Below are 12,357 nucleotides of genomic sequence, written 5' to 3'. Positions count from 1 at the left end.
TTTGATTAGTCTGCGCTTGGCTTTTCACAACGGAAGAAAATGAAATTAGGGTTGTTCTTCAAACGTTGATAGGTAGTTTCACAAACGGATTTCACTTTTTCATCCACGCTACCTTCGGTAATGCGAGATATCTTTAACCCAGACGCACTAATTGCCTCACTGATTTCCATCAGAGAGCGTCGATAGAAGCTCACTTTGACCGGCGTACCGACCGTGTTCCACTCTTCTTCGATGTATTCTCGTTCAAAGTAATTGCCCGAGATTGAACATTCAAAATCTGCAAAAGGGTGGTGGGTTGAAAATACGATGTAACCACCGGGTTTAAGGACTCGATACACATCTGCGAAGACTGGTGTGAGATCTTCGATATAGTGCAACACTAGAGGGCAGACGATGACATCGGCGCTACTGTCTGACTCCTGAGGCAGGCCTTTCGCAATATCCTGTACGTAAGCGCTGACTTGATCGCCCAGTTTGGCTTGTACAAGATCGATCATATCGCTAGACGCATCAACACAAGTCAGGTGCTTCACCGATTGGCTGATAAACCACTCAGCATACACGCCGGAACCGCAGCCCATGTCAACAACATCAGCACCTGAAAGGTCATCGAGAAGCGCCATGGTTGAAGGGCGCTCGAGCAAGGCGTTGTAAATGTTGTCCTTGACGACAGCATCGTACTGTTTAGCGTGTTTGGTGTACATTTCAGACATGATCGAGACCTTTTGTGTGAGCAGCGAATCCGCTATAGGAGAGAAGCGTATTGTAAGCGCGAATGTCCGGCGTGAACAAATGTTGATCTTTTATTGATCGCGTAATGAATCGATCGCGGCGTGAATGGAATCAAATTGAATCTTTATAATACAAACTTGAGCTTTGCTGAATTCATGTGCCTGAATTAGGTCGGTTATTTCGGTCAAGTCGTATGTTTTTGGCGTCATGTTTAACCCGATTGTTTCAGAGTCTGATGCTAGTTGGAAACACCTTCCAGCAGAATCGATGACCAAATCGTTGGTGTCGAGTATCAGTGATTCTAGCTCTCGAAAAAGCATATCTTGTGAAGCGAGGTAAACGAGTTCGTTATCACCTTCGAGCTTAAGAAAAGCGGGCCATTGGATCTCATTGTTTTCGTGGTTGATGGTATCTATCAAAATGAATTCCTTTGATTGACTGGTCTAGACAAATTAAAAACAAGAAGGTAAGTAAACTATTGCTGGTGTTAGCTTAACGTGGCCTGACATCATTAATTATCGCGTTATAACTTAAAAGTAAAAAGCGCACCACTGCTCGGGTGGGGCGCTTTTTATCTGTAGATTGAGCGAGAGTGTTAAACGCGCTCAGATGTCACAAACTTTTTGAAGAAATCGGATAGATCAATGGTCGCAAGATCTTTGAATTCACCGGCATCGTAGAAACGACCTTTACAAGTAGGGCAACTTTCAAACCAAATATGTGGCTGTTTTGGGTCGACGAGTCTTAACATCTGGTTGTTTGGGCAAATTGGGCATTGAATACGATCGATTGCGTTGTACGCTTTGCCAATTTCCTCATCACCGTTGTCGATGACATCTGCAAGTGGCTTCATCGCTTCAATTTCATGGGCATCTAACCAAAGCCCTTTACAGTCAATACATCTTTCTACATCACCTAGCGGTGTCTGAAGTTGCTCAAAGTTAGAGTCACATTTTGGGCATTTCATGTTCTTACCTTTTATCCAATCTGAATATCGTTTTGTTGATTCTTGTTGTCTTTGATTACCCGCGAAGTCGCTATGTGCGATAGAAATACACTCTAGGCATAATTCTCGGGAATCTAAGTGTTTATTGTATAATTTACCATTATATCAAACAGTAAGAATGTAAACGAGTATGTGTGCATCAAAATGAGTAATTGGACAATTGAGGATTTGAAGCTCAGAGATTCAATCTTGCACTGGAACTACTCAAGCTTATCTAGCGCTTAGTAACGATCAAAGTCCACTTTGTTGTAGGTGCCTTCATCGATCTTAATGGTGTGAAACTCTGCCTCACCTTCAGAGTTGATGAAATTAACCTCAAGCCACACCTGATCGTATTCGTCGATTAACCAGACTCGCCACAGCAAGTTAGAGTCGATGACACGTTGATAAATTTCATAGGTGTCGTACAGATGGTGATTCACATCCCCAGAAGCACTCTGTAGATCGCTCGGTAGCTTAGTGACTTGAACCAGGTAATCCAATCCAATCATGTCAGTGACCTCTGTTTAATGTACTTGGAATCGAGCTAGCCAGCTCGGCGGCAATACGACTAATACAACGTACTGCTGATTGACTGACAGCAGAAAGCTGATAAAAACCATGTATGACACCTAAATATCGTTCACAATGCGCTTCTACACCATGTTTTAACAGCTGACGGTAAAGCTGCTCACCTTCGTCTCTTAATGGATCAAATTCTGCTGTGATAATCGAAGTTGGAGGCAAACCTCGAAAGTCACCACATAGCAGCGGGTTGAGTTCAGGGTTTGCATCAATGTGCTCTGGGTTTCTTTCACTAAGATACATATCAAAACCAGACAGCAGCATTTTGTCGGTAATGATGTAGTCGGTTGCATTAACTTTGTAACTGGCCGATGAACCATGCGGATCGAGCATTGGGTAAATGAGAATCTGGCGCTCAGGTAGCCAGTTTTGTCTTTGCTTAAGGCGCATTGTTGTCACTAATGTGAGATGGCCGCCGGCACTATCGCCTACCAAGGAGATACGTTCAGTATCACCACCATATTTCGAGCCCATTTCTCGGATTGCGACAACGGCATTGTAGGCATCATCGTGAGCGGCAGGATAAGTGTGCTCTGGCGCTAATCGGTATTGAACGCTGATCACCACATTGTTAGATTCGGCCGCGAGTTGACGCAACTGCTGCTCATGGGTGTCAAAGCCTCCGCTGATAAAGCAACCTCCGTGGAAGTAAATCGTTATCGGCAGGTGAGAAGCGTCGCTGGGTCTGAAAATTTTGAGCGTAATCCCGTCAACGATATCGATATACACCTGCGCCATCTCTGGGCCTTTACCTGCCAGCTCAACTGTTGACTGATATCCTGCGCGTCTCGCTTCAATGGGTTGCTCTGAAGGACAAGGTTTTCCAGCGTCAATGAATCCTTCAACCAGTTCTCGGATACCTGACTCCAAGTGTTCAATCATTATTATTCCTTACTGCTATATTGCATAGTCATGATTCTAATTTTATAAATTTAATATGTATATACGTACAGTTCAGCTTTTGGGAGAGAAAAGCCTTAGGCGAGTAAAGGCAAAGTAATCTCAGCTCTCAAGAGGTTTCAAACAGATCGCCCTGAGCGGCCTCCAAACTTCGTCGATGATGATAGGCGCTACCCTGCGGAGTTTCATGAGAGCCAATGCCATGACCATGTTCCAGAACCGTCTCCACGGAAAAACTGGTGATCACGATTTCACCAATGTGGTCTAGCTTAGAGCGAATATTCATGACGCAGCGGATACAAGAGCCATGTTGGAAGCTGATCTGTTTGCTCAGAACATCTTGTTTGAAGCTGATATCTTTCATCGTAAAGCTGATGTTTTGCCCTTGCCAGATGCCTTTCCATCGATAGTTGCCTTGCCTTAATACTGGCGAAACTATTTCTATCACTGCATCATCTATGGTTTGCATCGGTAGGCGGTGAGTAGGTAAAACATATTGCTTAAAGGCGGATCGGCTGATGTGAGATTCGGGCAAAGCTTCCTCTCCGGATTCAGTGAGACTATTGACACCTAATTGGATCACTTTCGGATAATTGTCTAAGTGCTTAAACAGGTTCGAGCGACGAGTAATCACCTTGTAGTTTTCGTTAACAACTTCTGCAACTTTGGAAATGGTTTCAGGTGTGACATTGTCAGACTTTACTTCAGCTTTGAGCTTTTCGATTCTCAACTTGCGCTCTTCAATGCTTAAACGTAGCTCTTCTTTCTGGAGGCGTTCAAGCTCAGAGTCTGATTTTGGCAGAAGAGGGAGGGCCAGTGAGGCAATACCGACGATCACTGAAAGCATGCCAGCATTGGCATTAGCTACCTTCCAGATATCGCGCAAACCGCCTTCCTGATGAGCTTCACTTTCTATCAGAATATTCTCTTCTAGTGCGCTAGCAATTTCCAACAGTATGGCAATGATCTCACACTCACACTGATTACGTACCATTGCATCCATGGAATGCGAATGATCATCAAAATAATAATGCACCTGAAATTTGCTTGCTAACACCTGTTTATCCATACAGTAATTTTGTATTTCCCAATACAAGATACGGACTAAATTTTCGATTTCAAATGCAACAGCGTGATTATGTTCAAAGTTTGGAATAAAGATAGAAAGTTGATCATACCGAGGCGGAATTTCTATGAATGATAAGAATGCTGATTTTACGTTTTGTGGTTACTTCAAAATAAAACTCCACACGATAATGTGTGGAGTTTAGATTTGAGCTAGATGTCTAAAGCGGCTTTATGCAGATTTAGGACACCTTATCCAACTTTGGGGACGGGGTGTCTTCCTCCGTTTGATCGGAGAAGATCTCTGCTACTGCGCTTCTTTCCAGCTCCCCTTGTAAATTGCCTTCTTCATCGACCACAGGGAGTGAGTAATCACAAGAGATACTTTCCATCAGGACTTCTTCAATGGCAGCATCTGGAGAAATGGATGGTACTTCTTCGTAGATCTCTTCATTGAACTCTTTGCTTGATGTGTCCTTTGCCGCATCTAGTAAGCTCTCTTTGGTGACAATACCCTGATAGCCTTCTTCGGTCACATGATAGGCGTAGTCTTGCTTGATGCCTTTCATTTGTTTGATAGCTTCTTGAATGCTAGTAGCAGTAATGCGATATGCTGGAGGCTGCATTACCGTTTCTACGGTCAGAGCTCGTGCACGGTTGACATCTTTCACGAAGGCCTCAACGTATTCATCTGCTGGGTGGAGCAGGATTTCGTCAGGTGTTCCTTGTTGAACCAATAAGCCATCCTTCAGAATGGCAATGCGATCCCCGAGACGAAGAGCTTCATCAAGATCGTGAGTGATGAACACAATGGTTTTATGCAATTTCTCCTGTAACTCAATGAGTTGGTCTTGCATTTCACTGCGAATCAAAGGGTCGAGCGCTGAAAAGGCCTCATCCATCAATAAAATTTCGGCGTCAGTGCACAGTGCTCGTGCAAGACCCACCCGTTGTTGTTGGCCACCGGATAATTGCGCAGGGTATTGGTTCTCGTACCCTTTCAAACCAACCGTTTCTAACCATTGCTCGGCTTTGGTCCGCCTCTGGGTTTTCTCTACGCCTTGAACTTCAAGGCCGTAAGATACGTTTTCCACGACAGTTCTGTGTGGTAACAAACCGAAGCGTTGAAATACCATCGACATCTTATGGCGACGAAACTCTTCCAATTGCTTCTGATTGAGTTGCATAACGTCTGTGCCTTCAACCAGAATCTGTCCTTCAGTTGGGTCGATGAGGCGATTAAAGTGACGGATTAATGTCGACTTACCTGAACCTGAGAGACCCATAATGACGAAGATTTCACCTTTGTTGATTTTAAGGTTGATATCCTTGAGGCCGACGGTATGCCCAGTATCTGCAAGTACTTCCTCTTTGCTGTCGCCGGCTTTCACCCGCTTCATAACCGACTCAGGTTTGCGTCCGAAAACTTTATACAAGCCACTAATTTCAATAAGAGGTTTAGTCATGTTTCATGTCTCCTAGGTGAGCTTGAGTACGTTTTGCGTAGGCTTGCGATGCTCGGTCAAACAGAATCGCTAAGGCCACGATAGCAAAGCCATTGAGCAGGCCTAGGGTAAAGTATTGGTTGGTAATAGATTTAAGTACAGGTTGTCCTAGACCTTTTACCCCGATCATCGATGCGATAACAACCATCGATAGAGACATCATAATGGTTTGGTTGATCCCTGCCATAATGGTTGGCATGGCAAGTGGAAGTTGGACGCCCCATAGTCTTTGCTTGGCGCTGGCGCCAAAGGCCGTGGCTGCTTCGAGTACTTCTTTATCGACCAACCGGATGCCAAGGTTAGTGAGACGAATAACCGGAGGAATAGCGTAAATTACGACGGCGATCAACCCTGGAATTTTACCAATACCCAATAACATGACTACAGGGATTAGGTATACGAAGGCGGGCATGGTTTGCATGATATCCAGCAGGGGAGTCACCGCTGACTGAATACGATCGGAACGTGCCATTGCGATACCAATAGGGATTCCGAGGGCGATGGAAAGCAGTGTACAGACGGTGATAATACTCAGCGTACGCATGGTGTCTTCCCACATGCCGAAGTAACCGATGAGTATCAGCGACACGAAACAGCCGAGCGTTAGTTTCCAGGAGCGGCTGGCGAGGAACACAAGACCGGTACAAATAGCAAGAATAATGACCCAAGGTGTTGAAAGAAGCAGTTTCTCAAACCAGATGAGAAAAGAGAGGAGCGGGTCAAAGAGAGATTCAATGAATTCTCCGTATTCTCGAGAGAATTCTCGATAAGCACCATCGAGTGTTTTTCTAATCGCTCTTAAATCAGAACGTTCCATTTCAGGAAAGCTGTTCAGCCAGTTTTCTGTAGACATCATTTAATTCCTTTTAAAACCAAAGCCAGACAAGGCTGGCTTTGGAGTACTTCATATCAGTGATAACGTCTTGTTAAAGCGCACTTTTTACTTTGTTAGCGACGTCTTGAGAAACCCATTTAGTCCAGATTTGCGGGTAATCTTCCAAGAAGTAATACATGGTTTCTTCACCATCCGCTTGGTTGTCTTCCATCCACGCTAGTAACTGGTTCATATCAGCATTGGTGAAGCCACGTTTGGTAAAGTATTGATAAGCGTCTGGTGCACGATTAGCGAAGGCTTCGGTTGTAATCGTGTGTACTGGTGATGGTGGGTACATTGTGGCTTTAGGTGCATCGCAGTCGGCGTTGGTGGTACAAGAGATAAACTCTTTTTCATCGACACCACTACCAAAATCAACTTTAACCATGTCATATTTACCAAGAACAGCTGTTGGTGCCCAGTAGTAACCAAACCATGGTTCTTTTCGCTCATAAGCTTTTGCTATGGCGCCCGATAGGCCCGCACTTGAACCGGGGTCAACAATGACGAAGCCAGAGTTATCGAGCTTCAGTGCTTTAAATAGGTTGCCAGCGCTAATTTGACAGTTCCAACCGGCAGGACAGCTATAGAATGCTGACTTATCAGGATCTTCAGGATGCTCAAATAAGTTCGCGTGCTTTTTAACACCTTCAATGGTTTTCATTTCAGGGTACTGTTTCACCAAATAAGACGGAATCCAAAACCCTTCTTCACCGCCATCAACCAGTGAGCGCCCTGCATAGCGCAGCCGCTTCTCTTCAACACCTTTATCTAGAGCATCTTTAAGGCTGTTACTCCATAGCTCAGGTGCGACATCTGGTTGACCTTTTTCGATCATAGATGTGCCCGTTGGCATCGTATCGCCTGGAATAAGCTCGGCTTCACAATCGTAACCGTGTTCAAGAATGAAGCGGTCAATGTTGGCAATTAGGCTGGCAGAGTTCCAGTTCATATCAGCGATGGTGACCTTGCCACATTCATTGGCAGAAGCATGAGAGATAAAAGCGGCGTTGGTGGCAATGAGGGCTAACACTGCAGTTGCGTATTTCATTTCAAATTCCTTTCTGAAGTATACAAGCACAGAGTAGTAAAAAATTAATTAGTGTTCAAATGATTAATTTATGAATATCAAGAAGTGAGATGTTGGTTTAATGGCTAATTTTCATGTTTTGTAGATAAAATGAGGGTTTTAAATAAAACCCTCTATTAGAGCACTAAATATAAGGGTGCGAATCACTTACTGAATCATCCGTTGACCATACATTACGGATATCCGGCCAGCCCCAATTGGTGAGCTCGACATCCTTAAGAACACCATGAAAGCGCAAGGTTTGGCGGTGATGGAAAAGTGGTGTTAACCAGTATTGATTGATCAATGCGGAAGCTATGGGCTCCAAAGCATCAAGATATTGATTTAGAGGCGTTTTTGAACGAAGTGTATTGAGCGATTGAGTGAGCCATTGTTTTGAGTCTTGGCCAATACAGCTTTGTAGAACCGGATTATGGTACAGGCTGCTAAAAGCGGAAGCGTGTCGATTGTCATCTAAATTGATATTCGTAATGATCATGGACTGGTTGAGTTGTTGATTTTGAGCCAGTTCATTGAGCTGTCGGTAGGAGTAGGTTTGAACTTGAACATCGACTCCTAGTTCAGCGAGAATCGCTTTGACGGCAAAAGCACAGTTTCTTAGCACTGTATAGTCGTAAACAGCGATGTCGAGTTGTTTTGGCAATTCAACACTGGGTGCCTCGGGTCGAATAACTGGATGCCACATCGGTAACATATTGTGTGCTATTTCACAGCCAAATAATGTCTGATTTGATTTGAGCTGTTCAAACACACGCACAGAACTCAAGTGTGAAGATAGATAGCGCCGCTGAGCATCATTCAGTGTGGTGGAGGCTATTTGATTGAACAGTATGAACATACAGCCGTCTTCGATACGTGACTGCTGAGTATCATTGCGGACCTTAATGTCGACAGCATGAGAAAGGTAATAATGACACTCACGGCTTTCCTGTGCACCTGGCTGATTAGTCTGAATCTGTTTGTTCGTTAATTCACTTTCATCTAGCTTCCAGATAGTCACTTGATCCGTGAGTGCTCGACACCCGTAAAATCGCTCGAATGCTTCCAAACAAAGGCGGGTCTGTGAATGTTCACTTACTCGAAAAGGCCCGGAACCAATCACAGCATAGCTGTGGGCATTATTGACTTGGCTGGTGGGTTGAATCGAATATTTGACACCTGAGATCAGGCCACCAAACCCTTGATCGGGCTGTGAAAGCTGGAAGATCACCTTGTTCGCCATTGGAGACGTCACGCTGACTAAATGGGCTAGTTCACTTTGATAATTGGCCAGTGTTGAAAGTTTAGCAAACAGGCTAACAATACTGTCTGCATCTATGGCTGCCCCGTTATGGAAAGTGAGTGAAGGTCGAAGATAAAACGTCCATTGGTAATGTGTTTCATCATAGTGCCAATGATGAGCAAGCTGAGGTTCAAGGTTACCTTCGGCATCACTGCTGACCAAGCAACAGTAGATTTGGCGTAATAAGTATCGCTCGCTGGAACGCTGTAGTTGATGGGGAACGAGTCGTTCAAAAGAGCGTTTGTAGGTTAATTGGATATGGAGCAGGCCTTCTCTAAGTGAGGCCCCTGATGTGCTCTGTAACAGACGCCCAAATGCAGTTTCATCGTTATCGAGAATACCCAAGGCCTTTTCATACTTTCCTTCCAATATGCGCTTCGCCGCCAGCTGTGATTTCAGCTCATTCAGTGGATGATTGAGTAATAAACTGGAGCGTTGGTTTCGGCCCACCTTTGGAGCCCACTCCAACCACTCAAGCTGTTGCATCTGGTTGATTAAATTTCTTGCATGACGAGGGCTAGTGAACAGGAGTTCAGCCACTTGAGGTAGGGCTATTTTGATTTCTTCACCCACTCCTAATGGCTCGAGTCGGGAGTAGTAGCGCAACAAGGTTAAATCTGACACAAGGGCTCCAGATAGTAAAAATAAGCACAATACAAAATAATCATTTCCCTATTTTAATAATAAAAGTGAATTTTCGTTTCATTTAAGGCTGTGAATGACTTTATAGGGAAGTGATTAAATAAAAGTTCTCGGTTTTTCTGTTCCTATTATAGAGAAATAATAAGCAGGTCAACACAGGATTAAGAGAGAAAAGATGAATTACAGCAAACAGAAGCCACTAGTCTGTTATTACTATGAGAGATTGGAAAAAGCGGACTCTTGGCTGGAACGTTCCGCTATTTTGGCTTTAATACATCTTTGCCATTGGTAAGTGGCTAAAGACAGCAGCACAGCCAAGCAACATGCTCCAAAAACCCCCACGAACATGATTGGCCGTGCTGCTCTTTTTATACCTTACGTAAGCGATTACCTCTTGTGATGGATATATTTACTTTATCGCTAACCCCTTACCATTGAGGTAAGGCTTGATGTGTGGACGGCATTCTCCGGCCAGTTTCCCCGTCACTTGTTCAGACCATGTGCTCTGTTTCTGGTTGCTGCTTCGAGCGGCATAGTAAGTTTGCATCGTCGTATCGTAGTCTTCAATATCTTGCAGGTTGAGAGGCTGGTATTCATTCTCATGTACGATTACGTGCGCAGGTAGGCGGGGTTTGATTTCAGGATCCTGATCGGGATGACCTAAGCATAATCCAAATAAAACAGCGCTATTGGCCGGCAAGTTAAGTACGTCATCCACTTCTTGAGCGCAGCTTCTTAGTCCACCGATGTAAACACCCCCTAAGCCCAGAGATTCTGCAGCAAGCAAGCAATTTTGAGCCATAATGCCGCAATCTACTGCACCAATCAGTGTGAGTTCAGTAAATTCAGGCTTTACCTTCGGGTTTATCTCAAAGTGCCTTTGATAGTCAATACAGAATACAAGGAACTCAGCAGCGCTTGCTACGTATGGTTGATCTCCTGCTAAATGCGCTAAAGCTTGACGCTTTTCGTTATCCGTCACACGGATAATAGACACGACTTGCAACATGCTGGAAGACGAAGCAGCAAGGCCAGATTGAATAATGATATTGAGCTGAGATGAGTCAATGGCCTGATCGGTAAATTTACGGATAGAACGGTGAGACAAAATGGTGTCTATCGTTGGTGTCATGGCTGAGTCCTTTGTTCTTTATATAAGTTGCATGTGCAACATATCTAGTATCTTATTGAAAGTCGAGTAGAGATCATGTAGTTGTTACTTTTCTGTTTCACAGCTATTGTTCACATCTGGATGAAGTTTTGAAAATGAATAGAAATAAGAAGGGGTTATGAAAGAGTTAGTGCTACATACAGTGACTGTATTTATGGGTTTTTTCGCTATCATGAACCCGATTGCTAATATTCCAATTTTCCTTGGGCTGACCAGTGATGAGGATCGCCAGACGGTAAAGTCGATAGCCTTACGCTCAGTCTTAATCGCTTTCGGGATAGTTTTTGTCTTTGTGATCTCCGGAAAGTTAATTTTCGATTTGTTTGGTATTACCTTGTACGCATTGCGTATCACTGGTGGTATCTTGGTTTTCCTTATTGGTTTCAATATGCTGCAAGGAAACTCAACTCATTACAAAACGAAGGAAAAAGCCTATTCGCCAGAGCAGCAGCAAGCGGCTTTGAGTGTGGCTGTGTCTCCTTTAGCGACCCCGATACTGGCTGGGCCAGGAACGATTGCTACGGCGATGAACTTCGCAACAGCTGGAGGCTTTGATCAGACCATTATTACCATTGTAGCCTTTGGTGTATTGTGTGCCATTACTTATGTGTTGTTCTTGTTTGGTAATAAACTGGTAAAAGCGGTGGGTCCGAGTGCATTGAATGTAGTCACCAAAATGATGGGTTTGATCTTGGCAGTGATTGGTACTCAAACGTTAATAGAAGGTCTAGTCGAAGCCTACAAAACCGTTTTGGCTTAAGTTGTTTGAGTTATAAAACTAAGGCCACCCAGTAAGGGTGGCTTCTTTCATTAAGCTCTTTTTCATTGAGCTCTTACTATATTCCCATTTAAGAGTTAACGCAGCAGCCATCGGGATATAACTCTTTTATGTTTGGTAGGTTGGCTGCATGATAAGCTGAGCCTTGCTGCAGCTGAATCATTATAAGGCTTGAACGATAGCTAATAACTGTTGGTTGAACGCTTGGTTAGTTACTACGCCTTCCTCAATGTCGAAATTGTCGTAAAAGTTTGGTAGTGACAGGGCACCTTTTACATCAGCAGCGAAGTAGGGAGCCGAACCTTGAGCTGTGTTCAGTACACTGCTTGCACCGCCAACACCTGGAGAGGTTGCTAAGAGAACGACAGGCTTATTTTGGAATACTTTCATATTGATACGTGAAGTCCAATCAAACAGGTTTTTATACGCTGCGGTGTAAGACCCGTTGTGCTCAGCAAAGGAAATAACCACGATATCTGCCTCTCCAATGGCTTTAAAAAATTGTTGTGCCTGTTGTGGGGAGCCGAGTTCTTTTTCTCTGTCCTCACTAAAAATAGGCATTTCATAGTCGTTGATGTCTATAAGTGAAATGTCTGCGCCTTCTATCTGTTTCGCCGCGTAGAATGCCAATTTTTGGTTAATTGAATGTTTGCTGCTGCTTGCGCCAAAGGCTAATACTTTCATCTTCATGTCCTCACTTACTCTTGGTGTTGAGTTAACTATAGTTTGATTCCTTTAATTGATTAAT

General features: G+C 44.0%; 13 protein-coding genes. 1 reads left to right on the top strand and 12 read right to left on the bottom strand.

The window, feature by feature from the left end:
- Positions 1-5: 5 nt before the first annotated feature.
- The 11 genes from L1D15_RS05820 to nfsA all read right to left on the bottom strand — a co-directional run bounded on the left by L1D15_RS05820 (position 6) and on the right by nfsA (position 10,792).
- Entirely contained in the window at positions 6-713 is a 708-nt protein-coding gene (locus tag L1D15_RS05820; protein WP_239874972.1) for a class I SAM-dependent methyltransferase, read from the bottom strand.
- A gap of 90 nt (positions 714-803) precedes the next feature.
- Entirely contained in the window at positions 804-1,151 is a 348-nt protein-coding gene (locus L1D15_RS05815) for a DUF4144 domain-containing protein (protein ID WP_239874971.1), read from the bottom strand.
- 176 nt (positions 1,152-1,327) lie between these two features.
- A complete protein-coding gene (locus L1D15_RS05810; RefSeq protein WP_045986485.1) occupies positions 1,328-1,699 on the bottom strand; it encodes a zf-TFIIB domain-containing protein in 372 nt (123 codons plus the stop codon).
- Between the two features lie 260 nt (positions 1,700-1,959).
- On the bottom strand, positions 1,960-2,229 hold the full coding sequence (locus L1D15_RS05805) for a hypothetical protein (protein WP_239874970.1): 270 nt from the start codon (positions 2,227-2,229) through the stop codon (positions 1,960-1,962).
- A gap of 1 nt (position 2,230) precedes the next feature.
- Positions 2,231-3,184: an alpha/beta hydrolase gene (locus tag L1D15_RS05800; protein WP_239874969.1), complete on the bottom strand. Its 954-nt coding sequence runs from the start codon at positions 3,182-3,184 to the stop codon at positions 2,231-2,233.
- A gap of 127 nt (positions 3,185-3,311) precedes the next feature.
- Entirely contained in the window at positions 3,312-4,259 is a 948-nt protein-coding gene (locus L1D15_RS05795) for a hypothetical protein (RefSeq protein ID WP_239874968.1), read from the bottom strand.
- A gap of 250 nt (positions 4,260-4,509) precedes the next feature.
- A complete protein-coding gene (locus tag L1D15_RS05790; protein ID WP_239874967.1) occupies positions 4,510-5,733 on the bottom strand; it encodes a glycine betaine/L-proline ABC transporter ATP-binding protein in 1,224 nt (407 codons plus the stop codon).
- Entirely contained in the window at positions 5,726-6,625 is a 900-nt protein-coding gene (locus L1D15_RS05785; RefSeq protein ID WP_239836382.1) for a proline/glycine betaine ABC transporter permease, read from the bottom strand. Before L1D15_RS05785 ends, L1D15_RS05790 begins: the two co-directional genes overlap by 8 nt.
- Positions 6,626-6,698: 73 nt before the next feature.
- Positions 6,699-7,697 (bottom strand): ABC transporter substrate-binding protein, encoded by a 999-nt coding sequence (locus L1D15_RS05780; protein ID WP_239835902.1) that lies wholly within the window; start codon positions 7,695-7,697, stop codon positions 6,699-6,701.
- A 163-nt stretch (positions 7,698-7,860) separates the two neighbouring features.
- Complete coding sequence (locus L1D15_RS05775) at positions 7,861-9,642, bottom strand: SgrR family transcriptional regulator (RefSeq protein ID WP_239874966.1); 1,782 nt, start codon at positions 9,640-9,642, stop codon at positions 7,861-7,863.
- Positions 9,643-10,069: 427 nt separating this feature from the next.
- Positions 10,070-10,792: an oxygen-insensitive NADPH nitroreductase gene (gene nfsA, locus L1D15_RS05770; RefSeq protein WP_239863587.1), complete on the bottom strand. Its 723-nt coding sequence runs from the start codon at positions 10,790-10,792 to the stop codon at positions 10,070-10,072.
- A 157-nt stretch (positions 10,793-10,949) separates the two neighbouring features.
- On the opposite strand from nfsA, the gene L1D15_RS05765 reads away from it, so the two are divergent.
- Positions 10,950-11,591: a MarC family protein gene (locus tag L1D15_RS05765; protein WP_239835905.1), complete on the top strand. Its 642-nt coding sequence runs from the start codon at positions 10,950-10,952 to the stop codon at positions 11,589-11,591.
- Positions 11,592-11,771: 180 nt separating this feature from the next.
- Here the strand turns inward: L1D15_RS05765 and L1D15_RS05760 are convergent, their stop codons facing one another.
- Positions 11,772-12,293 carry an NAD(P)H-dependent oxidoreductase gene (locus L1D15_RS05760; protein WP_239874965.1) on the bottom strand — a complete coding sequence of 174 codons (522 nt, stop codon included), beginning with the start codon at positions 12,291-12,293 and terminating at the stop codon, positions 11,772-11,774.
- Between the last annotated feature and the right edge of the window lie 64 nt (positions 12,294-12,357).

Source organism: Vibrio sp. Isolate25, assembly GCF_022398025.1.
Taxonomy (GTDB): Bacteria; Pseudomonadota; Gammaproteobacteria; order Enterobacterales; family Vibrionaceae; genus Vibrio; species Vibrio coralliilyticus_A.
Note: the sequence above shows the minus strand (reverse complement) of the source record. Positions and strands in the feature narration are given on the sequence as shown.